The organism is Sphingopyxis sp. EG6 (genome assembly GCF_003609815.1).
Taxonomy (GTDB): Bacteria; Pseudomonadota; Alphaproteobacteria; order Sphingomonadales; family Sphingomonadaceae; genus Sphingopyxis.
In genome coordinates this window covers 2,532,581-2,558,675 of sequence record NZ_AP017603.1, presented here as the reverse complement: position 1 = coordinate 2,558,675, position 26,095 = coordinate 2,532,581, and the positions used below count along the sequence as shown (strand labels likewise).

Below are 26,095 nucleotides of genomic sequence, written 5' to 3'. Positions count from 1 at the left end.
TTCACTCGGGCGCGTTCGGTTGGGTCGGGACAAATTCGCCGGTCGACCAGTCGCGCAGAAACGCGCTGCCGACGGGTGCGTCAATCAGGTGGAGCCAACTGTCGTCGCCGTTCAGAACTTTGCCGAGCGCGATGTAGCTGAAGCTCGGATTGTCATATTCGGCGTCAGTCAGGCCGCGCGCGTCGCATCGAAAGCGCCATCCACTGTCGGGATAGGTGTCGCCTTCCTCAAGCGGATCGGGTTCCTCGCGATAGAGATATTCGACCTTGAGCCGTCCATCGAGAATTTGGTCATCGACGAAGCAGCGGTCCCAATATTCCCGCCGGGCCGGCGCAGCTGGGGGCGGGACGGCGCGATCGTCGGCCCAGTCGATATCGATGATATGCCCCCGCTGGAACTGCACGACGTCGCCAGGTTTCAACTGCGGGATGTCGGCCGGTTCATTGTCGAGCGTGCCGGTCAGCTCGTCGCCATCGACCCCGGTGACGATGACCCACATACGCTCGGCGCCCCATTCGGCGCTGGGCGGGATCGATTCGAAGATGATTTTGACGAGATCGCCCGGCGCGACCGAAAGCAGCTCGTTCTCCGACGGAAGATAAAAAGTATAGGGCGCGCCTGCGGCTATCGGGCGCGGGTCCTCGATCCGGTACTTTCCGAACCAGCCGCGCAACCTGTCCCTGAAGCCGGCCAAGGTCGGCTCAATGCTTGCGCGTCAGTTCGCGCATCGCATCGTCGAGTCCGGCGAGGGTCAGCGGATACATGCGGTCGTTCATCAGCTGTTTGATCAGCTTGACCGACTGGGTGTAGCCCCAATGCGCCTCGGGCACCGGATTGAGCCACACCGCTGCCGGATAGACATGCGTGATGCGCTGGAGCCAAACCGCGCCCGATTCCTCGTTGAAATGCTCTACGCTGCCGCCCGGATGGGTGATTTCATACGCGCTCATCGACGCGTCGCCGACGAAGATCACCTTATAATCATGTCCATATTTGTGGAGGATGTCCCACATCTGGTGGCGTTCGGACCAGCGGCGCTTATTGTCCTTCCACACCCCTTCATAGGGGCAGTTGTGGAAATAGAAGAATTCGAGATTCTTGAATTCGGTCGTCGCGGCGCTGAACAATTCTTCGCAGAGCTTGATGAACGGATCCATCGAGCCGCCGACGTCGAGGAAGAGCAGCAGCTTGACCGCGTTGCGCCGTTCGGGGCGCATCTTGATGTCGAGCCAGCCCTGCCGCGCGGTGCCGTCGATCGTGCCCGGAATATCGAGCTCGTCGGCCGCGCCCTCGCGCGCGAATTTGCGCAGGCGGCGGAGCGCGATCTTGATGTTGCGGGTGCCGAGTTCCTTGGTGTTGTCGAGGTTCTGGAATTCGCGCTTTTCCCAGACTTTCAGTGCGCGCTTGTGCTTGCTCTCGCCGCCGATCCGCACGCCTTCGGGGTTATAGCCCGAATTGCCGAAGGGGCTGGTGCCGCCTGTGCCAATCCACTTGTTGCCGCCCTCGTGGCGCTTCTGCTGTTCCTCGAGCCGCTGTTTCAGCGTCTCCATGATCTTGTCCCAGTCGCCGAGCGATTCGATCGCCGCCATTTCCTCGGGCGTCAGGAATTTCTCCGCGACCGCCTTCAACCAGTCGGCGGGGACGTCGACCGGGTTCTGCCCGTAATCGGAGATGATGCCCTTGAAGACCTTGTTGAACACCTGGTCGAAGCGGTCGAGCAGGCCTTCATCCTTCACGTAGATCGCACGCGACAGATAATAGAATTGCTCGGGGCTGCGATCGATCACCTCGCGGTCGAGCGCCTCCAGCAGCATCAGATGCTCTTTCAGGCTGGCGGGAATGCCCGCGGCGCGCAGCTCGTCGAGGAAGCCGAAAAACATGGGGGAGGGGTAACGCGTTGCCGGGGTGCGCGCAATCCCTTTACGTAAACGGAAAGTGGGGTGGGCAGTTTCGGTTTAGAGTCTTTCTGGCTTAGATTGAGGCATATCCGGCTCCACGGATGTAGTTGGCGCACTCGTTGGGCGGGAAGTGATCGAGCAGTTTTCCGATGCGCCGCCATGTGGTTTCGACGGTGCGCTCGTTGGCCTTTCGGAGCAGGCGTTTGAGCTTGGCGAACATTTCCTCGATGGGGTTCAGATCGGGCGAGTAGGGCGGCAGGAAGAACAGCCTGATGCCCGCCGTCTTGAGCAGTTTGCGCACCTGGCTGCCTTTGTGGCTGCCGAGGTTGTCGACCACGACGATGCAGCCCGGCTCCAGCTCGGGGATCAGGAACTGCTCGACCCAGGCGGTGAAGCTCTCGCCGTTGATCGGGCCGTCGATAACGCAAGGAGCGACGATGCCGTCATGGCGCAGCCCGGCAATGAAGGTCAGCGTCTTCCAATGCCCGTGCGGCACCTTGTCGATCAGCGCCTCACCCTTGGTATGCCAGCCATGGGTGCGAGTCATGTTGGTCTTCGCCCAGGTCTCGTCGATGAAGACCATCCGCTTGGGGTCTACCCAGCGCTGGACCCAGCGCCAGCGGGCACGGCGGCGAACGACGTCGGGCCGGTCTTGCTCCTTGGCGAAGAGCGTCTTTTTTTAAACGTCTTGCCGCACCGCCTGAGGAACCGCCACAGCGTGTCGCAGCACACCGTAACTCCCCGCTCGTCACGCAGCTCGGCCAGCAACTCGTGCAGGGTCAGATCCTTCTTCTGTTCGATCCGAGCCAGCAGCCACTCGCGCTCACCCGCCAGCAACGGCCGCATGTGACCGCCGACCTTGCCCGGCTCAACCGAACCTCGCGTCCGCCATGCCTGTGCCCAGCGAACCCCCGTGGCCGGGCTCACCTCCAGCAACCGGGCCGCCGCCCGCGCCGACATGCCCCGATCCAGAGCACGGCAAAATCGAACCCGCAAATCCTGCGATAATGGCCTCATCCATGCTGGCCTCCTCACCAGTGGCCAGCTTGAATCACACTTCTGAGCCCCTGGGAATCCCCCGCGATTCATTCAACATCGGAAAGACTCTAGTGTCTGGTTTCGACCGATTGCGGACATAGCCGATCCTCCCCCACCGGGGCAGGGGGACCACCCGAAGGGTGGTGGAGGGGCACAGGAGGTTGCCGCAGCGCCGGGCTGGACGAACCAAGCGTTCCAGGAACGTAGCAATGGAGCACGACTTCGGCAGCAAGGCAAACCGATGGTGCCCCTCCACCAGCTTCGCTGGTCCCCCTCCCCGTTCCGGGGAGGATCGCTCCGTCCGCTCTTCACCCCAAAGCAGCCCACCCCGCATCCACCCGCCCCCGCACTCATTGACCCCGCGTTAACCATTGTCGGTCATAGCTTTGCGGTCAAATTTGAGGTGGGTGCGCGCATGAAATATGATCCGATCAATCCAGCGGGGCCGGTGCTCGACCAGTCGGTCGCCAGCGACTGCGGCGAACTGGCCGTGGGGTGCAGCGAAGCGGCGGGGCGCATCAAGCGTGCGACGGGGCAGATGGACCGCCAGATCGACGAGCTCGGGCGGCTCGAGGATTTTGTCGTCAGCCTGGAATCCGACCAGCGCCAGATTGCCGATTCGACCGACGAGGCAAAATTGCTGTCGGCGCGTGCGTGCGAACAGCTTGATGCCGGGGCCGAACGCGTCAACGGCGCGGTCACCGAATTTCGCGCGGTGATCGACCTCGTTGCGCGGCTCGGTACCCATGTCACCAACTTCGCGGCGGTCATGGAGCAGGTGCAGCAGGTCAGCCAGTCGATCGAGCAAATTGCCAAGACCACCAACATGCTGGCGCTGAACGCCGCGATCGAAGCCGAGCGTGCCGGCGATGCCGGGCGCACCTTTGCCGTCGTCGCCGCCGAGGTCAAAAAGCTGGCGCAGAACACGCGCGGCGCGACCGACGAAATCCGCCGCAGCATCGGCAGCCTGGCCGCCGAGGCCGGCGGGCTGGTTACCGAAATACAGGCCGGGGTCGAACAGTCGAGCCGCGCCGAGGCGCAGTTCGAAACGATCACCGACGCGCTGCACGACGCGACGCACCTCGTCGCGCTGCTCGACGACCAAAGCGACCGCATCGCGCAGTCGAGCGCGATGGTCCACGCCAATGGCGCCAAAGTGCGCGAAGCGGTCGATCGCGTCGTCGGTTCGGTGCGCGATAACCGCGCGACGCTGGAGGATACGCGCACCTCGATCCTGTCGATGGAGCATGTGTCGAACCGGATGTTCAACGCGGTGATCTCGGCCGGGGTGAGCCCGCAGGATTCGGCGGTCGTCGAACTCGCCGCCAAGGTGCGCGACAAATTTGTTGCGATCGCCGAACGCGCGCTGGCCAATGGCGAACTGACGATGGAGCAATTGTTCGACACCAATTACGTCCGCGTCCCGGGATCGAACCCCGAACGCTTCCGTACCACGCTTTGCGACTGGGCCGATGCGAATTGGCGGCCGTTGTTCGACGACGTCGTCGCGAACAATCCCAATGTTAAGATGTCGTCGGGCGCCGACATGAACGGCTTTCTGCCGACCCACATCAGCGAATGTTCGCGCGCGCCAACCGGCGATGTTGCGCACGACACCGCTTATTGCCGCAACGGCCGTATCCTGTTCGACGAAACCGATAAGGCGGCCAAACGCAGCAACGCGCCCTTCTTCATGGCGGTCTATCGGCAGGAGGGCGACGGCACCAACTATGTCACGGTGCGCAATTGCTATACGCCGGTGGTGATCAACGGTCGCCGCTGGGGCGACGTCGAGGTGGCATACCAGCTTTAACGCGCCGTGCCCGGTGCGGGGGGCTGGCCGGTATATTGCTCGATGGCCGGATCGATCATCGCTCCCGCTGGAGCTTCGCTGGTCCAGATGGCAACGCTCGGCGTCAGTCCATGATCGTCGAGCAGGCCTAGCCGGACAGCCCGCATTTCGGGCCGTGCCGACGATGCGCCACAAAGCTGGGTGCCGCAGGCCGGACAAAAGGCCCAGGTCAGTTCATTCCCGCTCGCTGCGATGCGGTGGTTTGATGCGATGTCTCCTGACCAGCTGATGTCGGCGGTCTGGAAAATCGCATTATGGGTCGGCCCGCCCGATGCGAGCTTCTGACACTGGCGACACCAGCACTGACGCACCGCGACCGGCTGTCCCTCAATTCGGATCGTCACCGCGCCGCAGGCACAGCTGCCGTTATACGCCATCGCCGCGATCAGCTGCCCTGGCGCCGCGCCATGAACGCCAGCTTTTCGAACAGCATCACGTCCTGCTCATTCTTGAGCAGCGCGCCGTGGAGCGGCGGGATCGCCTTGCCGACGTCGCGGTTCTGGAGCACTTCGAGCGGCATATCCTCGTTGAGCAGCAGCTTCAGCCAGTCGATGAGCTCGCTGGTCGACGGCTTTTTCTTCAAGCCCGGAACCTCGCGCACTTCGTAGAAGATGTCCATCGCACGGCTGACCAGCGTTTTCTGGATGCCGGGGAAATGCACGTCGACGATCGCCGCCATCGTGTCGCGGTCGGGGAATTTGATATAGTGGAAGAAACAGCGGCGCAGGAAGGCGTCCGGCAGTTCCTTTTCATTGTTCGATGTGATGACCACGATCGGGCGTTCCTTCGCGGTGATCGTCTCGTCGGTCTCATAGACGTGGAACGCCATGCGATCGAGTTCTTGCAGCAGGTCATTCGGAAACTCGATGTCGGCCTTGTCGATCTCGTCGATCAGCAGCACGGGGAGCTTCGGCGAGGTGAATGCCTCCCACAATTTGCCCTTGCGGATGTAATTGCGGATGTCGTGGACGCGTTCCTCGCCCAGCTGGCCGTCGCGCAGCCGCGCCACTGCGTCATACTCGTACAGGCCTTGCTGCGCCTTGGTCGTCGATTTGATGTTCCAGGTGATCAGCGGGGCGTCGAACGCTTTCGCGATTTCCTCGGCCAGCACAGTCTTGCCGGTGCCGGGTTCGCCCTTGACCAGCAAGGGGCGACGCAGCAGCGTCGCGGCGTTGACCGCGACCTTCAGGTCGTCGGTGGCGATATAGGCGCTGGTGCCATCAAAGCGCATTGGCTCATCTTTCCCTTAACGTGAACGTCAAGCAGGCATAGCGGGGGTGGGTGGAGGGTGCAAGCCGCCGCTTTTTCTCCCCTCCCGCTTGCGGGAGGGGCAGCGAGACTTGCAAACTTGTTTGCTAGTCGCAGCGGGGTGGGCTGGGATAGTTCGGAAGCTCGCTTCGCTCGCGCCCACCCCCAACCCCTCCCGCCTGCGGGAGGGGAGTTTATGAAGTTGCCCGGCTTGCCGCGCGCGCCGCCATCAGATCCCACAGCCCGTTGTGCTGCGCGATCAGCTGCTGGGCGCCGAACACCATCGCGCGTTCGATCGCCGGACTGTCGGCGACCGTCCCGGCCAACCGGGCCGTGTCGCGCAGATCGGGCAGGGCGCAGGTCGGCGGGGTCATGTCCAGCCGCTGGGCGCTGATGTCGAGCAGGACGCGGATCGTCCGCCAGTCGAGCGTCAGCGCGATCGCGGCGCCAACGGCGCAGCCATGGCGATCCGATTCGGACAGCATGTCGATCGCCTTGCGCTGCGCGGCGACTGCGGCCTCGCATTGCGCCTGCCCCTGCGTGCTTGGCACCGGGCCGACTGCCGAGGCGATCTTGGTCAGAAAGGCGCGTTCCTGAACAAATGCATCGGCGGCCTGGTCCATCCATTGGCGCGATGCGGGGTCGACGGCCTTGCGCGCTGCATTGTCGATGACCCCGGGGTGGCGGCCGTGAAGAAGGCACAGGAAATGGACGGCGTCGGCCAGGTTGCGCATCGCATCCTGCCCGCTCGATAAGGCCCCGGCGCGGACGTGCGAATGCGCGCCGGTGCCATTGCTGGCGACCAGCGAATCGAGCATTTCGGCGACGCCGCGCGGCTGCAGCAGGGGCTGGGTCGACTGGCTCAACGCATGTTCCTCGCCTGTGGCGCGGGCCGCAGGGGCCGGGCCGGTGAAATTCAACGCCCGGTCATAGGGCAACGTCGTAAACGTCGCGTTTATGGCCAGCACTTGATTTGTACCGGTGCTGTTTCAGTCAGGGACAGACGCAAAGGGACCGGCAAGCCCCGGGGGAAGCTTGCCGGTCCCATCGATGGCGCCGGTTGGACGCCATCTGCGCGAAAAGGCCGGATCCGGGGAGAGGGAATGTCCGGCCGATTCGCCTTAAGCGGCGAGCGCGAACTCCTCGGTCTTCTGGCTGGTCTCGGCGGTGGTTTCGACCGCGGCCAGCGCCGGGGCGGCCGGTGCGGCCGACTTAGCGGGGAACAGCAAGCGCGAGGCCAGCACGACGCCGCCAAGCGCGAAATAGCCGATGAAGGTCTGCACCGGGAAGAAGAATAGCGGCGCGACAAAGGCGAGGCGCAGCCACAGCGGGTTGAAGCCAAAATCCTGGCCGACGGCTTCGCAGATGCCGAAAAACGTATCGCGGCGGTTGAAAAGGTTGGAGGTTTCGTTTGCCATCTTCTTGTCTTTCCCTTGGGCTGCGAGCACTGCCCCGCGCCGATGCACCATGCATCGCAAAGGCCGTGCCAGTTTCAGCAATCTCCCGAAAATCCGAGCTTTATGGGGTCGACCATGATCGGTCGCCCGCTCTGGATCGTGAATCGATTCCCATTGGTTGGGAATGATTGCCATTTGATGGGTGGCGCCTGAACCTTTGATGAAGCACTTCGCATCACGTGACGGCGGCTATCTGGCGTTCAAATGTGAAGATTTAAAGAGCATCGGGAGAAATATTTGTGCAGTGCAGCAAGGAGGTGGCGGCGCGGCGATGCAATGACTGGAATTGACTGATTGTGGGCGTAACGAAGAGCCAGCCTCTCTCCTTTAGGGGAGGGGCAACGAAGACTTGGCAGCTTGCTGCCTGGTCGTAGTGGGGTGGGGGCCATCGGCCTTGCGCAAGGCCGATGGCCCCCACCCGCTGCGACTAGCGAACAAGGTCGCAAGTCTCGCTGCCCTCCCCTGAAGGGGCGGGCGTGATCATGTCCATTAGTCCGCTCCCCACCCCACAGCGCACAACAAAAGGGCGGCCCATTGCCGGACCGCCCTTGATGTCTCTTCGCGCAACCTGCGCTTACTGGTCGAGGAACGACCGCATCTTGCGCGACCGCGACGGGTGCTTCAGCTTGCGCAGCGCCTTCGCCTCGATCTGGCGGATGCGTTCGCGGGTCACGCTGAACTGCTGGCCGACTTCCTCGAGCGTGTGGTCGGTGTTCATGCCGATGCCGAAGCGCATGCGCAGCACGCGTTCCTCGCGCGGGGTAAGCGACGCGAGCACGCGCGTCACCGTTTCCTTGAGGTTCGACTGCACCGCGGCATCGACCGGGATGACTGCGTTCTTGTCTTCGATGAAATCGCCCAGATGACTGTCTTCCTCGTCGCCGATCGGCGTTTCGAGGCTGATCGGCTCCTTGGCGATCTTCATCACCTTGCGGACCTTTTCGAGCGGCATCGACAGGCGCTCGGCCATTTCCTCCGGCGTCGGCTCGCGGCCGCTTTCGTGGAGGAACTGGCGGCTGCAGCGGACCAACTTGTTGATCGTCTCGATCATGTGGACCGGGATGCGGATCGTGCGCGCCTGGTCGGCGATCGAGCGGGTGATCGCCTGGCGGATCCACCAGGTCGCATAGGTGCTGAACTTGTAGCCGCGGCGATACTCGAACTTGTCGACCGCCTTCATCAGGCCGATATTGCCTTCCTGGATCAGGTCGAGGAACTGCAGGCCGCGGTTCGTATATTTCTTGGCGATCGAGATCACGAGGCGCAGGTTCGCCTCGACCATTTCCTTCTTGGCGATACGCGCTTCGCGCTCGCCCTTCTGGACCATGTTCACAACGCGGCGGAATTCGGTGAGGCTCATGCCCGCGGCTTGGGCGATTTCGGAAATTTCGATGCGGATGCGGTCGACGGCGCCGGCTTCATTCTCGGCGAAGGCGGCCCATTTCTTGTCGATACCGCTGACGCTCTCGATCCAATTTTCTTCGAGCTCGCGCCCGATATAATTGTCGAGGAACGCCTTGCGCGGCACCTTGTGGCGCTCGGCGAGGCGCAGCATCTGGCCGCCGAGCGCGGTCAGGCGGCGGTTGTAGCTGTACAGCTGGTCGACCAGATATTCGATCTTGGTGTTGTGGAACTGCACGCTTTCGACCTGCGCGGTCAACTCCTCGCGTAGCTTGTGATATTTCTTTTCCGACGCCGCGGGGAATTCGTCGCCCGATGACAAGGCTTCGAGGCGCGTTTCCTGCAGCTTCGAAAACGCCTTGAAGCTCTTGGTGATGTTCGCGAATTTCTCGAGCGCGTCGGGCTTGAGCAATTCCTCCATCGCCGCAAGACTCAGCGTATTGTCTTCCTCGTCTTCTTCAAAGCTTTCGCGCTTGCCCGACGATCCTTCGCCGTCCTCGTCGTCGCTTTCGGCGGCGGGTTCTTCCTCGACCTCATCCTCGTCCTTGAACGAGACGCCAGCGGTCTTTTCGCTGATTTCGCCGTCGTCCTCGGCGCCTTCGTCGTCCAGATTTTCGGGCGCCGGATCCTTCGACAGCATCGCTTCCAAGTCGACGATCTCGCGCAGCTGCATGTCGCCGTTGTTGAGCGCGGTCGACCAGTCGATGATCGCGTTGAAGGTCAGCGGGCTTTCGCACAGCCCCAGGATCATCGTGTCGCGGCCCGCCTCGATGCGCTTGGCGATCGCGATTTCGCCTTCGCGCGACAGCAGTTCGACCGCGCCCATTTCGCGCAGATACATGCGCACGGGATCGTCGGTGCGATCGACCGTTTCCTTCTTCTTTTCGATCGCGGGGTTCGAAACCGACCCGGTGCCGGCCGAAATATCGACTTCGTCGTCGGCCTCCTGATCGGCCTCTTCCTGCACATCTTCATCGCTTTCGACGATGTTGATGCCCATGTCGGAAATCGCCGACATGATGTCCTCGATCTGCTCCGACGACATCTCGTCCTGCGGCAGCGCCGCATTCAGTTCGTCATAGGTCAGGTAACCGCGCTTCTTGCCGCGCGCGATCAGCTTTTTGACGTCGGCCTCGTTCAGGTCGATCAGCGGGCTGTCGGTGTCGGCTTCGGTTTCGGCGGTGTTCTTGGTGGCCATATTTGTTCCTGCCAATGGGGCAATCAGTGGGTCAGCCTGGGCTGCTGTCGGACAGCGCGGCCAGGCGGCGGGTCAATTCCTCGTCCATCGCACGCAGCTTTTGCTGCCGCGCATGGCCTTCGTCGTCCATCGTGCGCATGTAATCCGCTGTGGCTTCGGCAAGCCGGGAGCGGATTTCAGGCTGGGTGACCAGCACGCCGATATATTCATCCAGGTCGCGAAGCGCGGTTTCCCGCGCTGCATCAACCTCTTCGCCGTCAAGCCTGCGATTGAACGAGAAGTGCATTCCGTCGGCTCTGAGCAATGTCGTCGCCCTATTATACACTTTCATTGGCTCCAATATGGCAAGCAACCCCTCGCAATCAAGCCCTTCTTGGCCGCCCGCGCTGTCAAGCATTACGCGCAGCAGTTCGGCGTCGGCTGAATCGGGGATCGCAAGCCGCGTCAGCGCTTCTTCGTGGCGCCGGATCGCCGCTGGATAGCGCAGCAGTCCGGCGATCAACGCCGCGGCATAATGACCGCCGATGCCGATCTGGCCGATCGATCGCGCCTCGTCGACGGGTGGCTGGAGACGCGGGTCGGGCGCGAAGCGGCGCCCGCCTCCGCCGCGTGACGGCTGCGGGGCCCATGGCACGCGCGGCCCGCGCTCGGGGCGCCCCCGCGCGAACAGCGCGTCGAGCCGCTCGCGGAACGCCTCGCGATAATGGTGGCGGACATCGGCATCCTCGATTGCGTCGGCGTGGGCGAGCAGGCGCGTCTTCAGCGCCGCACGTTCCTCGGGGGTCGTGAGCGGGCCTGCCGCAACTTCGTGCGCCCACAGCCGCTCGACCAGCGGCTGCGCTTCGTCCACGATCGCGGCAAAGCCGTCGGCGCCGCGCGCCCGGACCAGGTCGTCGGGATCTTGCCCCGCGGGCAGGGTGGCAAAGGCAAGGCTGAAGCCGGGGCGGAGCAACGGCAGCGCGCGCATCGCGGCGCGCATTGCGGCCTTCTGTCCGGCGCTGTCGCCGTCGAAGCACAGCACCGGCACGGGGACCATCCGCCAGAGCATGCCGAGCTGGTTCTCGGTGAGCGCGGTGCCGAGCGGCGCCACCGCATCGGCGATGCCCGCTTCGGCGAGCGCGATGACGTCCATATAGCCTTCGACGACGATGATCCGGTTCGTCTGCCGCGACGCGGGCGAGGCCTTGTCGAGATTGTAGAGCGTGCGCCCCTTGTCGAACAAAGGCGTGTCGGGCGAGTTCAGATATTTTGGCTCGCCATCGCCCAATATGCGCCCGCCGAACGCAATCACCCGCCCGCGCGCGTCGCGGATCGGGATCATCAGGCGCCCGCGGAAGCGGTCGTAGGGTTCCTTGTCATCGACGGCGATGAGCATGCCCGATTCGACGAGCATTGCGGTCGGGAATTTCTTGAGCGCCTCTTTGAGCGCCGACCGGCTGTCGGGCGCGAGGCCGAAACCGAACGCCTTGCGCGTCGCCTCCGAAATCCCGCGCTTCGCCAGATATTCGCGCGCCGGGGCGCCGTTGCTGCTGGCGAGCTGCTGCGCGAACCAGTCCGCAGCGGCCTGTGTCACATCGCGCAGGCTCGCCTGCTCCTCGGCCTTTTTGGCGGCGCGCGGGTCGGGGGCAGGGACGTCCATCCCCGCTTCGGCGGCGAGCTCCTTGACCGCGTCCATGAACGACAGCCCGCGCTGGTCAGTCATCCAGCGGATCGCATCGCCGTGGGCGCTGCAACCGAAGCAGTGATAGAAACCCTTTTCGTCGTTGATCGTGAAACTGGGCGTCTTTTCGTTATGGAAGGGGCAGCAGGCCTTATACTCGCGCCCCGCGCGGGTGACCTTCACCGTGCGCCCGATCAGGGTCGAGAGGGTGATCCGCGATCGGAGTTCGTCCAGCCATTGCGGGGTGAGGGTCAAGAGTCCCCCTCCCGCTTGCGGGAGGGGTTAGGGGTGGGCAGCAGGGCAAGGGTGCGCTCGACCTCGATCGCAACGCCTTCGATATTGCTCATGACGTCGTCATTCGTAAATCTAAGCACTTTGTAGCCGTTCTCGGCCAGCCACCGATCGCGACGACTGTCGTAAGCTTGGCGCATGTCATGCGAATATCCATCAAGCTCGATAATCAGCTGCGCTTCCCTGCAAAGGAAGTCAGCAAAATATGGACCGACGGGCATTTGTCGGCAGAACTTCCAACCGCCCACCTTTCGCCCGGACAAACAGCGCCACAGCGTGCGCTCCGCCGGAGTAGCGGCGTTACGCAACTCCCTTGCTCGCGGCGTGTCGCGGGGCTGAAACTGTCCGTCCATCATAGGTCGGTATGCCCACCCCCGACCCCTCCCGCAAGCGGGAGGGGAGAGGCTCGGTTCGCGGCCATATTGTTCCCCTCCCGCTTGCGGGAGGGGCTAGGGGTGGGCAGCGCCGATAGCGGATTTAGCTCAACGCCGCCTTCACCCACCCGCTCGCCTTGCTCATATCAAGCTGCGAACCCAGCCGGGCCTTCACCGCGGCCATCACCTTGCCCATGTCCTTCGGGCTGGTCGCGCCGAGTTCATCGACGATCGCCTTAATCGCTGCAGTCGCGTCGGCTTCGGAAAGTTGCGCGGGCAGGAAATCCTCGATCACCGCCACTTCCGCGGCCTCGATGTCGGCGAGCTCCTGGCGACCGCCCTGTTCGTACATGGTGATCGATTCGCGGCGCTGCTTGACCATTTTCTGCAGCACGTCGGTGACCAGCACATCGTCGTCGGCCGGTGCGGTGCCCGTGCGCAGTTCGATGTCCTTGTCCTTGATCTTGGCCAGCATCAGCCGGATGGTGCCCAGACGCGCCTTGTCGCCGGCTTTCATCGCGGCAACCTGCGCAGCCTTGATGTCGTCACGAATCATGCGTGTCCCCATGGCTCTGAAATTTCGGAAAGACCCTCTCTAGCGGGAAGATTCCAAATCCGATAGCTTGTGAATCACTTTTTTGCCGCCTACTTGGTCGGCCGTTTAGCCCCCGTCCGGAGCATGTTGAATGGCACCTGCCAACCCCTCTGCCGCGCCTGCGGTCCAGCCCTCGGGCGCCACCGGCGTCCTTGTCCTTGCCGATGGCACGATCCTGTGGGGCGTCGGCTATGGCGCGAGCGGCTCTGCTGTGGGCGAGATTTGTTTCAATACGTCGATGACCGGCTATCAGGAGATACTGACCGACCCGAGTTACGCGGGGCAGGTCGTCACCTTCACCTTCCCGCACATCGGCAATGTCGGCGCGAACCCCGAGGATATGGAGCGCGGCGTCCACGGCGCGCTCGGCGCGATCACGCGCGAGCTGCCGACGGCGCCGAGCAACTTCCGCAGCGTGCAGACGCTCCCCGAATGGATGAGTGAACAGGGCGTGATCGGGCTCGCGGGCATCGACACGCGCGCGCTCACGCGCCGCATCCGCGATGCGGGCGCGCCAAACGGCGTGATTGCGCACAGCCCCGACGGCAAGTTCGACATCGACGAGCTGCTCGCGATGGCGCGCGGCTGGGCGGGGCTTGAGGGGATGGATCTGGCGAAGGACGTCAGCCGCACCGACACCGGCGAGTGGACCGGCGGCGCGTGGACGCTGCGCCACGGCTATGCGATCGAGGACGGCGGCGCTCGGCCGCATGTCGTCGCGATCGACTATGGCGCGAAGGACAATATCTTCCGCAACCTCGTAAAGGCCGGCGCGCGCGTCACCGTGGTCCCCGCGACCGCGAGCCTCGATGAGGTGCTTAGCCATAAGCCCGCGGGCGTGTTCTTGTCGAACGGCCCCGGCGACCCCGCGGCGACGGGCGACTATGCGGTGCCGGTGATCCAGGGGCTGCTCGAACGCGACGTGCCGATCTTCGGCATCTGCCTCGGCCACCAGATGCTCGGCCTCGCGGCGGGCGCGAAGACGGTGAAGATGCATCAGGGCCACCGCGGCGCGAACCATCCGGTGCAGCGCGTCGGCGGCGAGTTCGCCGACGGCGTCGTCGAGATCACCAGCATGAACCACGGCTTCGCGGTCGACGCTTCGACGTTGCCCGCGGGCGTGGTCGAAACGCACAAGAGCCTGTTCGACGGATCGAACTGCGGCATCGCGATCACGGGCAAGAACGCGTTCAGCGTGCAATATCACCCCGAGGCGAGCCCGGGGCCGCAGGACAGCTTTTATCTGTTCGAGAAGTTTGTGGGTGGGCTGAAGTGAGGCGCACTTTCCTGACCGGTATGCTGATTGGAGTGGTTTTGACTCTTCTCACCACGGTCGGGACGCAGTTCATTTCTAAAGGCAAGGGCGAACTGGCGTATCTGCGACTCGCTGACGACAATTTTGAGTTGATGATGTCGAATGCGACGAAACCTGAGGATGGTCCCTTGAGTGTGCAATTGCTTCGCGCATGCGGGATCAGCGACTTCCAAGTCGATCTGATGATTCCAGATCATGCGGGGTCGTCATACGTGCCCTTGGACAATGCGTCCAAGAAGCAGCTCAATTGCCTTGTAGGCAAGGCTCGCATGAAGGGTTTGACCCTCGCTTTCGTCGATGGGTTTGACACCTCGGAGATCGCCTGCTTGCCGGGCAATCCAACGACTTTCAAAGAAAACGACGAACTCGACCCCGCAATTCTGGCGCGCTGCGCGCCGTACCGAAAAGCCACAACCCCCGCGACAGCGGATGAGAGAAAATAAGAACGATGCCCAAAAGAACCGACATCCAATCCATCCTCGTCATCGGCGCCGGCCCGATCGTTATCGGCCAGGCGTGCGAGTTCGACTATTCGGGGACGCAGGCGATCAAGGCGTTGAAGGAGGAGGGCTATCGCATCGTCCTCGTCAACTCCAACCCCGCGACGATCATGACCGATCCCGACCTCGCCGACGCCACTTATGTCGAGCCGATCACGCCCGAGATCGTCGCGAAGATCATTGCGAAGGAGCGCCCCGACGCGGTGCTGCCGACGATGGGCGGACAGACCGCGCTCAACACCGCGCTGGCGCTGTTCAACGACGGCACGTTGACCAAATATGGCGTCGAGATGATCGGCGCCGATGCCGAGGCGATCGACAAGGCCGAGGATCGGCAGAAATTCCGCGACGCGATGGACAAGATCGGGCTGGAAAGCGCGCGCAGCGGCGTCGCGCACACGCTCGACGAGGCGTTTGCGGTGCTCGAACGCACCGGCCTGCCCTCGATCATCCGCCCGTCGTTCACATTAGGCGGCACCGGCGGCGGCATCGCGTATAACCGCGAGGAGTTCGAGCATATCGTCCGCGGCGGCCTGATCGCCTCGCCGACCACCGAAGTCTTGATCGAGGAATCGCTCCTCGGCTGGAAAGAATATGAGATGGAGGTGGTGCGCGACCGCAAGGACAATTGCATCATCATCTGTTCGATCGAGAATGTCGATCCGATGGGCGTCCACACCGGCGACAGCATCACCGTCGCCCCCGCGCTGACGCTGACCGACAAGGAATATCAGATCATGCGCAACGCGAGCATCGCGGTGCTGCGCGAGATCGGGGTCGAAACCGGCGGGTCGAACGTGCAGTTCGCGGTCAATCCCAAGGACGGCCGCCTGATCGTGATCGAGATGAACCCGCGCGTGTCGCGGTCGTCGGCATTGGCATCGAAGGCGACGGGTTTCCCGATCGCCAAGGTCGCGGCGAAGCTCGCGGTCGGCTACACGCTCGACGAGATCATGAACGACATCACCGGGGTGACCCCCGCGTCGTTCGAGCCAACGATCGACTATGTCGTCACCAAGATCCCGCGCTTCGCGTTCGAAAAGTTCAAGGGCGCCGAGGCAACGCTGTCGACCGCGATGAAGTCGGTCGGCGAGGTGATGGCGATCGGCCGCACCATCCATGAATCGATGCAAAAGGCGCTGCGCGGCCTCGAAACCGGCCTGTCGGGCTTCAACTTCGTCGACCGCCTCAAGGGCGCGAGCCACGACCAGCTGCGCAGCGAATTGGCGCAGCGCACCCCCGACCGGCTGCTCAACGCGGCGCAGGCGATCCGCGAGGGACTGCCGCTGTCGGAAATCAACCGCATCGCGGGTTACGACATGTGGTTCCTCGAACGCATCGAGGAAATCGTCGAGGCCGAACAGCAGGTGTGCCGCGACGGCCTGCCGCGCGATGCCGAGGGGCTGCGCAAGCTCAAAGCCATGGGCTTTTCGGACAAGCGCCTTGCCTATCTCGCGCTCCAGTCGGCGAACCTGCAGCCCGGCACCCGCCGCGCGACCGCGCGGGGCAGCGGGCTGATCCACGACGCGGTCAAGGCTATGACCGGCGGCGTCACCGAGATGGAAGTGCGCCAGCTGCGCCACAAACTCGGCGTGCGGCCGGTATTCAAGACGATCGACACCTGCGCCGCCGAATTCGCGGCCAAGACGCCCTATCTCTATTCGACCTACGAAGCCCCGACTTTTGGCGAACCGGAATGCGAGGCGAACCCCAGCGATCGCAAAAAGATTGTCATCCTGGGCGGCGGTCCCAACCGGATCGGGCAGGGGATCGAGTTCGACTATTGCTGCTGCCACGCCTGCTTCGCGCTCGAAGAGGCGGGCTATGAAACCATCATGATCAACTGCAACCCGGAAACGGTGAGCACCGATTATGACACGTCCGACCGCCTCTATTTCGAGCCGCTGACCGCCGAGGATGTGCTGGAGATCCTGCATGTCGAGCAGTCGAAGGGCGAGCTCGTCGGTGTCATCGTCCAGTTCGGCGGCCAGACCCCGCTCAAGCTGGCGCAGGCGCTGGCCGAGGCCGGCATCCCGATCCTCGGCACCTCGCCCGACGCGATTGATCTGGCCGAAGACCGCGAACGCTTTGCGGCGCTGGTCAACAAGCTGAAGCTGAAACAGCCCGAAAACGGCATCGCGCGCAGCCGCGAGGAGGCGATCGCGGTCGCGACGCGCATCGGCTATCCGGTGTTGACGCGCCCGTCCTATGTGCTTGGCGGCCGCGCGATGGAGATCGTCGACGATCAGGCGCAGCTTGAAAATTATATCGAGACCGCGGTGCAGGTGTCGGGCGATTCGCCGGTGCTGATCGACCGCTATCTGCGCGACGCGATCGAGGTCGACGTCGATGCGCTCTGTGACGGCACCGATGTCGTCGTGGCGGGGGTGCTCCAGCATATCGAGGAAGCCGGGGTTCATTCGGGCGACAGTGCCTGTTCGATCCCGCCGTACAGCCTGTCGCCCGCGATCATCGCCGAAATCGAGCGCCAGACCGAATTGCTCGCGCGCGCGCTCGAAGTGCGCGGGCTGATGAACATCCAGTTTGCGGTGAAGGGCGACGAGGTTTACCTGATCGAGGTCAACCCGCGCGCAAGCCGCACCGTGCCCTTCGTCGCCAAGGCCGTCGGTTCGCCGATCGCCAAGATCGCGGCGCGGGTGATGGCGGGTGAAAAGCTCGCCGACCTGCCCAAAATCAACCGTGACATCGCGCATGTCGCGGTGAAGGAAGCGGTGTTCCCCTTCGCGCGCTTCCCCGGCACCGACCCCGTGCTGTCGCCCGAAATGAAGTCCACCGGCGAAGTCATGGGAATCGATCGCGATTTCAACCTCGCCTTTGCTAAGGCGCAGCTAGGCGCGGGCGATCGCCTGCCGACCGATGGCCGCGTGTTCGTGTCGGTCAAGGACAGCGACAAGCCGCGCATCATCGGCGCGGTCAAGCAGCTGACCGACTGGGGCTGGCGCGTGATCGCGACCGGCGGCACCGCCGACTATCTGGCGGCACAGGGGATCGAGGTCGAGCGCGTGAACAAAGTCGCCGAAGGCCGCCCGCACATCGTCGACCGGATCAAGGACGGCGACGTCCAGCTGATCTTCAACACCACCGAGGGGTGGCAAAGCTTGCAGGATTCGCAATCGATCCGCGCGTCGGCGCTGGCGGGCGACGTCGCCTATTACACGACCGCGGCGGGCAGCGATGCCGCGACCCACGCGATCGGGGCGCTGCGTGCGCACAGTCTTGAAGTAAAGCCGCTTCAAGACTATTATTGAGGGACCGCTCCACCTCCCCGACATTACGGAACAGCGGCGCAGCCGCCCCAGCGAAGTTTCGCTGGCGGCGGATTATTGACGAAGGACAAGATGATAATGGCAAGCGTTGAAAAGGTACCGATGCTGGCAGAAGGCTATGACAAGCTGAGCGCCCAGCTCAGCGCGCTCAAAGCCGAGCGACCGCTGATCGTCGATGCGATCGAGGAAGCGCGCGCCCACGGCGACCTTTCGGAAAATGCCGAATATCACGCCGCGAAGGAACGCCAGGGCCAGGTCGAAGCGACGATTGGCGACCTCGAGGACAAGCTTTCGCGCGCGCAGGTCATCGACCCAACGACGCTGTCGGGCGACCGCATCGTGTTCGGCGCGACGGTGACCCTCGCCGACGAGGACGACAAGCCGGTGCGTTACCAGATCGTGGGTCAGGCCGAGGCCGACGCCAAGGACGGCAAAATCAGCTATAGCTCGCCGCTCGGCCGCGCGCTGATCGGCCGCCGCGTCGATGACGAGGTCGAGGTCACCGTGCCGTCGGGCGACAAATATTATCTGGTGACCAAGATCGAATTCATCTGACGGGCGGACGGACGCTATGAACCCGCAGCAGGCGCCGCTGGTCACCGGCTACGCGCTCGTGTGTGTCATCGTCCATGTCCTGCTGTCGATCACCGGGCTGCAGATCGACGCGATCATCCGCGCCGGCTTTATTCCGGCGCGGTTCGCATCCGAACTTATCGTTCCGCCGGGGACGATGGTGCCGTTCCTGCTCACCCCCCTGACCTCGGCCTTTCTGCATGGCGGGGTGCTGCACATCGTCTTCAACATCATCATCCTGTTGTTCGTCGGCCGCCAGCTCGAGGCGCCGCTGGGCGCCAAGGCGATGGCGGTGCTGCTCGTCGCCGGCGCCTATGCCGGGGCGCTCGCGCAATTTCTGTCCGATCCGCAATCGGCGGTGCCGATGATCGGCGCCAGCGGCGCCATCTCGGCGGTCATCGCCGTATTCGCCTTGATCTTCAGCCGCAGCCAGGCGCCCGCGATCGGCCCGGTCCCGGCGCATTGGGTCCGCGCGCTGTGGCTTGCCGCGGCGTGGATCGGGCTGCAACTGCTGATCGGCTTTGCCGGTGGCGGTGAATTTGGCGCGATCGCCATCTGGGCGCATGTCGGCGGCTTCCTGGCGGGATTGCTGCTGGCGCGGCCGTTGCTTCGGTGGCGGTTCGGGGGGCGCTGACCTTATTCGAGGTCCGTTCGGCACGAACGGGTCAGATGTTGGCCAACAGCCCGCCCGCCAGCAGCATCGCCACCCGCACGTCGATTCCGCATCCTTCGGCGCGTTTCGCCGCGATGAATTGCTCGATCCCGTCCAGCGGCACCCGGTGGACGACAATATCCTCGCCCGCGACCCCGCCGCCGGCGCCAACCTTGTCCAGACCCGTCGCCACCAGCAACGTAAAGCTTTCGCTGACCATTCCCGGCGAGCTGTAGAATTCGCCCACCGTCCGCCAATGCGCGGCGCGATAGCCGGTTTCTTCTTCCAGCTCGCGCGCCGCCGCAACCTCGGCTGCCTCACCCGCGCGGTCGTCGCCGACCAGCCCCGCGGGCAGTTCGAGGCAATTGACCTTCAGCGGCACGCGATATTGCTCGACCAATATGACATGGCGCCCGTCCGCCGCGTCGTCGATCGCCAGGATCACCGCGGCATGGATGCCGCGCGAGCGTGAGACATATTCCCACGTCCCCTGCTGGCGCACCGTGATGAACTTACCATCCCAGCGGGTTACGATGGGGGTGTCGGGGGTTGGGCGGGTCACCGGCGAGACGCCTAAATCTCGATCAAGCGATCGGGCAGCTCGTTCGGATTCTCGCTACCGCGCGGGAAATGTTCTGCCAGCACCGCGCCCATCTGGGTCACCGCGGCCGCCATCCCGGCGCCCGGCTGTCCGGCGCGAACCTGCTCGATCAGCGCCGCCATGGCATCGCCCCACACGTCGGGCGACACTTTCGCCGCGATCGCCTCGTCGGCGACGATGTCGGCGCGATGCTCGTTGAGGCTGAGGTAAAGGAGCACCCCGGTGCGGCCCAGGGTCTTGGCCTCGGTTCCCACCTTGAACAGGTCGACCGCGCGCGCCCGCACCCGCGCAGCCTTGATCGCACGCGGGGTCAGCGCCAGCCGCAGCGGCCGCCACAGCAGAATCAACCACATACCGATCCACTTGATGACGCCGATCGCGATCACCGTCCCAAGCCATTGGTTGGCGGTCAGCTCATATCCCCAGCCGCCGGTCAGCCGGTCGTACAGGCCGCGATAAAATTCGGGGAGCAGCGCGATGAGCGACATCGCGATGAAGGCGACGACACTGGCCCACACCAGCGCGACATCATCATAATCGTTCGACTGCGCCGCGACGACGGTGACGATCTCCCCGCTTGTGTGCGCCTCCGCCGCGGCGACCGCGACGGTCACGACATCGTGGTCGGCGGCGCTGAGATGGCTGACTTTTGTTGGCATCGCTCGAACCCCTTACCAGCCGCCCGAGGCGCCGCCGCCCCCGAACGAGCCGCCGCCGCCGGAAAAGCCGCCAAAGCCGCCGCCCCCGCCGCCGCTCCAGCCGCCCCATGAAGAGCCGCCACCGCCGCCCCAGCCGCCCCAATCATCGTCGTCACCGCCCCAGATGATGATCGGCGCGTCCCACGGCCGCCCCTTGCGCCGTTTCTTGCCGCGCCGCCCGAGCCGCGCCAGCGTCGGCAGGACGAAGAAGATCAGGATAATGAAGCCGACGAAAAAGAGCCCGGCCATATTGCCGTCATCGGCGCGGTCGCGTTCGTTCGCGGCGGCGGCCTGCGCGCGCGCCGTGGCTTCCTCGGGCGGCAGCTGGATCTGCTCGGCGATCGCATTCACCCCCGATTGAATGCCACCCGGCATGTCGCCCGCTTTGAATTTCGGCGTCACGACGTCACGGATGATCCGGCCCGAGAGCGCGTCGGTCAGCACCGGTTCAAGGCCGAGCCCGACCGCGATGTGCATCCGCCGCTCGTTGGGCGCGATCAGAAAGACGACGCCGTCGTCCTTTTCGGCGTCGCCGATCCCCCACTCGCGGCCCAGCCGATAGCCGTAATCGGCAACATCGCGGCCTTCGAGATCGCGAACGGTCGCGACGACTAGCTGATGCCCGGTCGTCTTTTCAAGCTCGAGAAGCTGCGCGTTGAGCGCCGCTTCTTCGCCCGCCGGGATGATATCGGCCTGATCGACGACGGGATTGCCCGCGAGTTTTGGGAAGGTTTGCGCGGCGACGGGCATCGCGAGCGCTGCGGCGATGGCCAACACCCACACCACCAACGCAGCAGGTCTATTCTTGCGCCGCAAAACTCCGTTCGTGCCGAGCCCGTCGAAGCACCGCTCTTCCTTCTTCTGTGGTCGAAAGAAAGAACGGCCCTTCGACAAGCTCAGGGCGAACGGAAAAGAGATCATCCTGGTGGCCTTAGCTGCCGAAATCGACCTTCGGCGCCTGATTGGCGTTCGGTGTGATCGCCTTGTACGGGGTCATTGGCTTGGCGCCATGGACGATCTTGGCGCCGATGATGTCGGGGAAGGTGCGGATCGTCGTGTTATAATCCTGCACCGCGCCATTATAATCCTGCACGGACACGTTAATGCGGTTTTCGGTACCTTCGAGCTGGGTCATCAGGTCGGCAAAACGCTGCTGGCTTTTCAGGTCGGGATAAGCTTCGACGGTCGCGAGAAGACGGCCGAGCGAACTCGACACGGCGCCCTGCGCCTGCTGGAACGCCTGAACCTTTGCGGGATCTTCCAGATCGTCGGTGCTGAGCTTGACCTGCGTCGCCGACGCGCGCGCCTGAATGACGCCTTCCAGCGTCGATTGTTCGATCTGCGATGCGCCCTTGGCGGTTTCGACGAGGTTGGGGATCAGGTCGGCGCGGCGCTGGTACGCGGCCTCGACATTCGCCCATTTCGCCTTCGCCGCTTCTTCCTTGGTCGGGACGCTGTTGATACCGCAGGCGGACAGCGACAGCGCCGCGACGGGCAGGATCAACCAACGGGCGGTACGATAGGTCATGGTCAAAAACTCCCTCCGGCGGCGTTTTGCCGCAACAATACACTACATAGGAGTTTGCTTGCCTTTGTGCAATTGGCACGGCACCGTCGGTCCCCGGAACCATCCAGCCAGGGAGCAGCAAGATGTTGGGGGACTTCAAGGAATTTATCGCCAAAGGCAATGTCATGGACCTTGCGGTCGGTGTCATCATCGGCGGCGCGTTCGCGACGATCACGGGGTCGCTGACCGCCGACCTGATCATGCCGTTCGTCGGCTGGATCTTTGGCGGGGTCGATTTTTCCAGCAAGTTCATCCTCCTGGGTAGCGTCCCCGACGGCGTTGCGGCAACCGATTATGCCGCGCTGAAAGAGGCCGGGGTCGCGATGATCGGCTATGGTGCGTTCATCACCGCGGTGATCAATTTCCTGATCCTCGCCTTCGTCATTTTTCTGCTCGTCAAATGGGTCAACAAGGTTGTTCGCCGCGCCCCCGACGCGCCTGCGGGGCCGAGCGAAGTCGACCTCCTCACCGAAATTCGTGACGAGCTGCGCCGGAAATAGCCTGCGTCCCGCGACGATAACCCGCCCGCGCCCTTTTCAAGCGCGGGCAGGCGCCCTATATAGGTCGGGTCGGTTTCGGCCGACTATGAGGATAAATGGTGTCGTGGAATAGACACAGCGGACCCGGGGGCAGTACCCGGCGGCTCCACCACAATCCCGTGTTTGCGACAGCGGCGCGGGCTTCTGACGGGGCCGAACCAGGATCGACGTGTGTTCAAAGACGATATTTTCTTCCGGGCTGAGTAACCCGTTCAAGGCTCAAAACCAATAGGTGCTAACGATAACGAAGCACTCGCTCTGGCTGCCTAACCGATAAGCCTCACGGCCTAAGGTTAGACAAATAGAACGCGGTTCGGACCGAACCGGGCAACAGAATCGGATACCAGCGGCTGGGGACGAGCCGGGCAACAGAATCGTCCCACCTTTCCCTTATTCAAAACGTCGCCCCGGCGAAGGCGGGGGCCGCCGCCGTTTTTGCTCGATGGCGATGGACTAAGCCGATAGCGGCCCCCGCCTTCGCGGGGGCGACGGTTGGGTTAGTGCGCACTCTTGCAGTGGCGATGATCGCCCAGCGCTTCGATCACCCGGCAATCCGCCGCGATGCCGCCGCGGCAGCGCCCGACGATGCGCGTCAGCTCGTCGCGGAGCCGCGTCAGCTGCGCGATCTTGTCCTCGACCTGCTCCAGATGGCGGCTCGCGATGCGGTCGGCCTCGCTGCAATCACGTCCGGGATCGTCCGACAGGTCGAGCAGCGAGCGAATTTCATCGATGGTAAAACCAAGGTCGCGCGAATGGCGCACAAAAGTCAGCCGCGCGCGGTGCGGTTCGCCATAGCTGCGATAATTCGCCGCGGTGCGATGCGGCGCGGGGAGCAGGCCGATGCGCTCATAATAGCGGATGGTTTCGATATTGGTCCCGGTCGCCCGCGACAGCTCGCCGATTTTCATGGCTTGACCCCGTAGTTGCTACAGGGTGCATATAGGGTGCCGACTCGAAGATCAAAGGAGGCCATCGCTTGTCCGATCATTGCTGTGCCGGTGCCAGCGGCAAGACCGCGCTCAACGACCCGCGCTGGCGGCGTATCCTGTGGGCCGCGCTCCTGATCAACGCCGCGATGTTCGGGGTCGAGATTGTCGCCGGGGTCGCGGCGGACTCGCGCGCGCTGCAGGCCGACGCGCTCGATTTCCTGGGCGATGCGGCGAATTACGCGATCAGCCTGGGCGTGGCCGGTATGGCGCTTGCGTGGCGGGCGCGCGCGGCCCAGGTCAAGGCGGTGACGATGCTCGCCTTTGGCCTGTGGGTGCTGGGTTCGGCGGTATGGGGGTTCATCGACGGGTCGGCGCCGCACGCCGAAACCATGGGGCTGATCGGCGCGCTGGCGCTGGCCGCCAATGTTGCTGTTGCGCTGATGCTCTATCGCTATCGCACCGGCGATGCGAACATGCGCTCGGTGTGGATCTGCTCGCGCAACGACGCGATCGGCAATGTCGCGGTGATGGGGGCGGCGCTGGGCGTGTTCGGCACCGGGCAAAGCTGGCCCGATCTGGCGGTGGCGGCGATCATGGCGACGCTCGCCATCTGGGGCAGCATCGAAGTCTTTCGTCAGGCGCGCGGGGAACTTGCTGCGGTTCCGGCGGGTTCGGCTGGTGGCTGACCGATCGGTATGTTAATCTGATTCCCGAATCCGAAAGCTTCTGCGCCGACGCGGCAAATCATAAGGATCGCGCGGCATCGACTGCCTGACCTTCCCGTGGGCGACCCCGCCCATCGGCAACCAGAAACAGAATCGGGGACGCGCGATGCAAACGCCTGGCGATTTCGACTTTTCACGGCGCGGCGTGCTCGCCGGGGGCGCTTCGGTAGCGGCGGTGACCGCCCTGCCGACGCGCGCCGCGGCGGCGCCGGGCGAGACGGCGATTGCGGCGCCGCCGACCGCTGCGGTCGCTTTCAAAGTGAATGGCACGGCGCATAAGCTCGAGCTCGATACGCGCACGTCGCTGCTCGACGCGCTGCGCGAGCATCTCCACCTGACCGGCACCAAAAAGGGCTGCGATCATGGCCAGTGCGGCGCCTGCACCGTCCTTGTCGACGGGCGGCGGATCAATAGCTGCCTGACGCTGGCGGTGATGCATGATGGTGAGAATATCACGACGATCGAGGGGCTGGGGACGCCTGACAAGATGCATCCGATGCAGGACGCTTTTGTCGAACGCGACGGCTATCAATGCGGTTATTGTACGCCGGGGCAGATCTGCTCGGCGGTCGCGGTGCTGGACGAGATCAAGGCGGGCATTCCGAGCCACGTCACGGCCGACCTGACCGCGACACCGAAAGTCACCGCAAGCGAACTGCGCGAGCGGATGAGCGGCAATATCTGCCGCTGCGGCGCCTATTCGAACATCATCGACGCGATAACCGATGTGGCGGGAGTGAAGGCATGAAAAGCTTCACCTACGAACGCGTCGAAACGCCCGCCGCGGCGACCGCTGCCTTTGCGAAAGTGAAAGGCGCGCGCTTCATCGCGGGCGGCACCAATCTGCTCGACCTGATGAAGCTGGAGATCGAAACCCCGGCGCATCTGATCGATGTCAGTCGGCTGGCGCTCGACAAGATCGAACCCACGACCGATGGCGGGCTGCGCATCGGGGCGATGGTCCGCAACACCGATCTGGCGTCGGACCCCCGCGTGCGGCGCGACTATGGCCTGTTGTCGCGCGCGCTGGTCGCGGGCGCGTCGGGCCAGCTCCGCAACAAGGCGACGACGGCGGGTAACCTGCTCCAGCGCACCCGCTGCCCTTATTTTTACGACACCAATATGCCGTGCAACAAACGCAAGCCGGGCAGCGGCTGCGCGGCGATCGGCGGGTTCAGCCGACTCCACGCGATCGTCGGTGCGAGCGATGCGTGCATTGCGACCCACCCCAGCGATATGGCGGTCGCGATGCGCGCGCTCGACGCACGGGTCGAAACCGTCGATGCGGCGGGCAAGGAGCGGAGCGTCGCGGTGGCCGATTTCTACCGCGCGCCGGGCACCACGCCGCATCTCGACACCGTGCTGGCGCCGGGCGAGCTGATCACGGCGGTGACGCTGCCCAAGCCCGTCGGCGGCACGCATATCTACCAAAAGGTTCGCGACCGCGCCTCTTATGCCTTTGCGCTGATTTCGGTCGCGGCGATCGTGCAGAAGGACGGGTCGGGGCGCGTCGCGCTCGGCGGGGTCGGCCACAAGCCCTGGCGGGTCGAGGCGGCCGACGCCGATCTGCCACGCGGGGCCAAGGCGGTCACCGCCACGCTGCTCGCCGGTGCCAAGCCGAGCCATGAAAATGCCTATAAGCTGCCGCTGGTCGAGCGCACGCTCGCCGGTGTGCTGGCACAAGCAAGGGGCTGAGC

At 64.0% G+C, this 26,095-nt stretch carries 26 protein-coding genes and 1 other RNA gene; 11 read left to right on the top strand and 16 right to left on the bottom strand.

Features of this window, described 5'->3' with window-relative positions; genetic code table 11:
• Position 1: 1 nt before the first annotated feature.
• From SPYCW_RS12400 to SPYCW_RS12390, 3 genes are all read right to left on the bottom strand, one after another.
• Positions 2-694 (bottom strand): immunity protein Imm33 domain-containing protein, encoded by a 693-nt coding sequence (locus SPYCW_RS12400; RefSeq protein WP_232014697.1) that lies wholly within the window; start codon positions 692-694, stop codon positions 2-4.
• A 7-nt stretch (positions 695-701) separates the two neighbouring features.
• Positions 702-1,880 carry a vWA domain-containing protein gene (locus tag SPYCW_RS12395; protein WP_120217018.1) on the bottom strand — a complete coding sequence of 393 codons (1,179 nt, stop codon included), beginning with the start codon at positions 1,878-1,880 and terminating at the stop codon, positions 702-704.
• A gap of 91 nt (positions 1,881-1,971) precedes the next feature.
• A protein-coding gene (locus tag SPYCW_RS12390) for an IS630 family transposase (RefSeq protein WP_120216151.1) occupies positions 1,972-2,915 on the bottom strand; the annotation gives its coding sequence in 2 pieces (ribosomal slippage) (positions 1,972-2,577 and positions 2,580-2,915; 942 coding nt in all).
• Between the two features lie 436 nt (positions 2,916-3,351).
• On the opposite strand from SPYCW_RS12390, the gene SPYCW_RS12385 reads away from it, so the two are divergent.
• Positions 3,352-4,749, top strand: a complete 1,398-nt coding sequence (locus tag SPYCW_RS12385) for a methyl-accepting chemotaxis protein (protein WP_120217017.1) — start codon at positions 3,352-3,354, stop codon at positions 4,747-4,749.
• On the opposite strand, the gene SPYCW_RS12380 is transcribed toward SPYCW_RS12385, so the two are convergent.
• From SPYCW_RS12380 to SPYCW_RS12345, 8 genes are all read right to left on the bottom strand, one after another.
• Positions 4,746-5,165 (bottom strand): GFA family protein, encoded by a 420-nt coding sequence (locus SPYCW_RS12380; protein ID WP_120217016.1) that lies wholly within the window; start codon positions 5,163-5,165, stop codon positions 4,746-4,748. The genes SPYCW_RS12385 and SPYCW_RS12380 overlap by 4 nt on opposite strands.
• Before the next feature lie 8 nt (positions 5,166-5,173).
• Entirely contained in the window at positions 5,174-6,019 is an 846-nt protein-coding gene (locus tag SPYCW_RS12375; RefSeq protein WP_120217015.1) for an AAA family ATPase, read from the bottom strand.
• A 211-nt stretch (positions 6,020-6,230) separates the two neighbouring features.
• On the bottom strand, positions 6,231-6,902 hold the full coding sequence (locus SPYCW_RS12370) for a DUF6975 family protein (protein ID WP_443029468.1): 672 nt from the start codon (positions 6,900-6,902) through the stop codon (positions 6,231-6,233).
• A gap of 255 nt (positions 6,903-7,157) precedes the next feature.
• Positions 7,158-7,628 carry a PspC domain-containing protein gene (locus SPYCW_RS19320; protein ID WP_232014696.1) on the bottom strand — a complete coding sequence of 157 codons (471 nt, stop codon included), beginning with the start codon at positions 7,626-7,628 and terminating at the stop codon, positions 7,158-7,160.
• A 439-nt stretch (positions 7,629-8,067) separates the two neighbouring features.
• Positions 8,068-10,092, bottom strand: a complete 2,025-nt coding sequence (gene rpoD / locus SPYCW_RS12360; RefSeq protein ID WP_120217014.1) for an RNA polymerase sigma factor RpoD — start codon at positions 10,090-10,092, stop codon at positions 8,068-8,070.
• Between the two features lie 31 nt (positions 10,093-10,123).
• Entirely contained in the window at positions 10,124-12,007 is a 1,884-nt protein-coding gene (gene dnaG / locus SPYCW_RS12355) for a DNA primase (protein WP_120217013.1), read from the bottom strand.
• Positions 12,004-12,399: an endonuclease domain-containing protein gene (locus tag SPYCW_RS12350; RefSeq protein WP_120217012.1), complete on the bottom strand. Its 396-nt coding sequence runs from the start codon at positions 12,397-12,399 to the stop codon at positions 12,004-12,006. The genes dnaG and SPYCW_RS12350 overlap by 4 nt, the downstream gene beginning before the upstream one ends.
• A 121-nt stretch (positions 12,400-12,520) precedes the next feature.
• Entirely contained in the window at positions 12,521-12,973 is a 453-nt protein-coding gene (locus SPYCW_RS12345; protein ID WP_120217011.1) for a GatB/YqeY domain-containing protein, read from the bottom strand.
• 130 nt (positions 12,974-13,103) lie between these two features.
• On the opposite strand from SPYCW_RS12345, the gene carA reads away from it, so the two are divergent.
• The 5 genes from carA (at position 13,104) to SPYCW_RS12320 (ending at position 19,321) form a co-directional block, all read left to right on the top strand.
• A complete protein-coding gene (gene carA / locus SPYCW_RS12340) occupies positions 13,104-14,288 on the top strand; it encodes a glutamine-hydrolyzing carbamoyl-phosphate synthase small subunit (RefSeq protein WP_120217010.1) in 1,185 nt (394 codons plus the stop codon).
• Between the two features lie 38 nt (positions 14,289-14,326).
• Positions 14,327-14,770 carry a hypothetical protein gene (locus SPYCW_RS12335; protein ID WP_145985982.1) on the top strand — a complete coding sequence of 148 codons (444 nt, stop codon included), beginning with the start codon at positions 14,327-14,329 and terminating at the stop codon, positions 14,768-14,770.
• Positions 14,771-14,775: 5 nt separating this feature from the next.
• Entirely contained in the window at positions 14,776-18,096 is a 3,321-nt protein-coding gene (gene carB / locus SPYCW_RS12330; RefSeq protein WP_120217008.1) for a carbamoyl-phosphate synthase large subunit, read from the top strand.
• 96 nt (positions 18,097-18,192) lie between these two features.
• Positions 18,193-18,669 (top strand): transcription elongation factor GreA, encoded by a 477-nt coding sequence (gene greA / locus SPYCW_RS12325; RefSeq protein ID WP_120217007.1) that lies wholly within the window; start codon positions 18,193-18,195, stop codon positions 18,667-18,669.
• Between the two features lie 16 nt (positions 18,670-18,685).
• The gene (locus SPYCW_RS12320) at positions 18,686-19,321 is read left to right on the top strand and encodes a rhomboid family intramembrane serine protease (RefSeq protein WP_120217006.1); all 636 of its coding nucleotides are present in this window, start codon (positions 18,686-18,688) and stop codon (positions 19,319-19,321) included.
• A gap of 31 nt (positions 19,322-19,352) precedes the next feature.
• On the opposite strand, the gene SPYCW_RS12315 is transcribed toward SPYCW_RS12320, so the two are convergent.
• The 4 genes from SPYCW_RS12315 to SPYCW_RS12300 form a co-directional block, all read right to left on the bottom strand.
• Positions 19,353-19,901 (bottom strand): NUDIX hydrolase, encoded by a 549-nt coding sequence (locus SPYCW_RS12315; protein ID WP_120217005.1) that lies wholly within the window; start codon positions 19,899-19,901, stop codon positions 19,353-19,355.
• An 11-nt stretch (positions 19,902-19,912) separates the two neighbouring features.
• Positions 19,913-20,599 (bottom strand): TPM domain-containing protein, encoded by a 687-nt coding sequence (locus tag SPYCW_RS12310; RefSeq protein ID WP_120217004.1) that lies wholly within the window; start codon positions 20,597-20,599, stop codon positions 19,913-19,915.
• A gap of 12 nt (positions 20,600-20,611) precedes the next feature.
• A complete protein-coding gene (locus tag SPYCW_RS12305; protein WP_120218276.1) occupies positions 20,612-21,388 on the bottom strand; it encodes a TPM domain-containing protein in 777 nt (258 codons plus the stop codon).
• 181 nt (positions 21,389-21,569) lie between these two features.
• The gene (locus SPYCW_RS12300; RefSeq protein WP_120217003.1) at positions 21,570-22,172 is read right to left on the bottom strand and encodes a LemA family protein; all 603 of its coding nucleotides are present in this window, start codon (positions 22,170-22,172) and stop codon (positions 21,570-21,572) included.
• 116 nt (positions 22,173-22,288) lie between these two features.
• Here SPYCW_RS12300 and mscL point away from each other — a divergent pair, with 116 nt between their 5' ends.
• Positions 22,289-22,705 carry a large conductance mechanosensitive channel protein MscL gene (gene mscL, locus SPYCW_RS12295; protein WP_120217002.1) on the top strand — a complete coding sequence of 139 codons (417 nt, stop codon included), beginning with the start codon at positions 22,289-22,291 and terminating at the stop codon, positions 22,703-22,705.
• Positions 22,706-22,734: 29 nt separating this feature from the next.
• Positions 22,735-23,089: a transfer-messenger RNA gene (ssrA, locus tag SPYCW_RS12290) on the top strand.
• 152 nt (positions 23,090-23,241) lie between these two features.
• Here ssrA and SPYCW_RS12285 read toward each other — a convergent pair.
• On the bottom strand, positions 23,242-23,652 hold the full coding sequence (locus tag SPYCW_RS12285) for a MerR family transcriptional regulator (RefSeq protein ID WP_120217001.1): 411 nt from the start codon (positions 23,650-23,652) through the stop codon (positions 23,242-23,244).
• 68 nt (positions 23,653-23,720) lie between these two features.
• Between SPYCW_RS12285 and SPYCW_RS12280 the strand changes: the two genes are divergently transcribed.
• The 3 genes from SPYCW_RS12280 (at position 23,721) to SPYCW_RS12270 (ending at position 26,093) form a co-directional block, all read left to right on the top strand.
• Positions 23,721-24,359, top strand: coding sequence for a cation transporter (locus SPYCW_RS12280; protein WP_120217000.1), 639 nt, complete (start codon positions 23,721-23,723; stop codon positions 24,357-24,359).
• 145 nt (positions 24,360-24,504) lie between these two features.
• Positions 24,505-25,146, top strand: a complete 642-nt coding sequence (paoA, locus tag SPYCW_RS12275; protein WP_120216999.1) for an aldehyde dehydrogenase iron-sulfur subunit PaoA — start codon at positions 24,505-24,507, stop codon at positions 25,144-25,146.
• Entirely contained in the window at positions 25,143-26,093 is a 951-nt protein-coding gene (locus SPYCW_RS12270; protein WP_120216998.1) for an FAD binding domain-containing protein, read from the top strand. The genes paoA and SPYCW_RS12270 overlap by 4 nt, the downstream gene beginning before the upstream one ends.
• Positions 26,094-26,095 lie beyond the last annotated feature (2 nt).

Coding starts and splice junctions, on each gene's coding strand:
- mscL (WP_120217002.1), top strand. CDS start 22,289: ATGTTGGGGGACTTCAAGGAATTTATCGCCAAAGGCAATGTCATGGAC.
- SPYCW_RS12385 (WP_120217017.1), top strand. CDS start 3,352: ATGAAATATGATCCGATCAATCCAGCGGGGCCGGTGCTCGACCAGTCG.
- SPYCW_RS12350 (WP_120217012.1), bottom strand. CDS start 12,399: ATGATGGACGGACAGTTTCAGCCCCGCGACACGCCGCGAGCAAGGGAG.
- SPYCW_RS12285 (WP_120217001.1), bottom strand. CDS start 23,652: ATGAAAATCGGCGAGCTGTCGCGGGCGACCGGGACCAATATCGAAACC.
- carB (WP_120217008.1), top strand. CDS start 14,776: ATGCCCAAAAGAACCGACATCCAATCCATCCTCGTCATCGGCGCCGGC.
- SPYCW_RS12395 (WP_120217018.1), bottom strand. CDS start 1,880: ATGTTTTTCGGCTTCCTCGACGAGCTGCGCGCCGCGGGCATTCCCGCC.
- SPYCW_RS12380 (WP_120217016.1), bottom strand. CDS start 5,165: ATGGCGTATAACGGCAGCTGTGCCTGCGGCGCGGTGACGATCCGAATT.
- SPYCW_RS12320 (WP_120217006.1), top strand. CDS start 18,686: ATGAACCCGCAGCAGGCGCCGCTGGTCACCGGCTACGCGCTCGTGTGT.
- paoA (WP_120216999.1), top strand. CDS start 24,505: ATGCAAACGCCTGGCGATTTCGACTTTTCACGGCGCGGCGTGCTCGCC.
- SPYCW_RS19320 (WP_232014696.1), bottom strand. CDS start 7,628: ATGGCAATCATTCCCAACCAATGGGAATCGATTCACGATCCAGAGCGG.
- greA (WP_120217007.1), top strand. CDS start 18,193: ATGGCAAGCGTTGAAAAGGTACCGATGCTGGCAGAAGGCTATGACAAG.
- SPYCW_RS12345 (WP_120217011.1), bottom strand. CDS start 12,973: ATGATTCGTGACGACATCAAGGCTGCGCAGGTTGCCGCGATGAAAGCC.
- SPYCW_RS12305 (WP_120218276.1), bottom strand. CDS start 21,388: ATGCCCGTCGCCGCGCAAACCTTCCCAAAACTCGCGGGCAATCCCGTC.
- SPYCW_RS12310 (WP_120217004.1), bottom strand. CDS start 20,599: ATGCCAACAAAAGTCAGCCATCTCAGCGCCGCCGACCACGATGTCGTG.
- SPYCW_RS12375 (WP_120217015.1), bottom strand. CDS start 6,019: ATGCGCTTTGATGGCACCAGCGCCTATATCGCCACCGACGACCTGAAG.
- SPYCW_RS12270 (WP_120216998.1), top strand. CDS start 25,143: ATGAAAAGCTTCACCTACGAACGCGTCGAAACGCCCGCCGCGGCGACC.
- carA (WP_120217010.1), top strand. CDS start 13,104: ATGGCACCTGCCAACCCCTCTGCCGCGCCTGCGGTCCAGCCCTCGGGC.
- rpoD (WP_120217014.1), bottom strand. CDS start 10,092: ATGGCCACCAAGAACACCGCCGAAACCGAAGCCGACACCGACAGCCCG.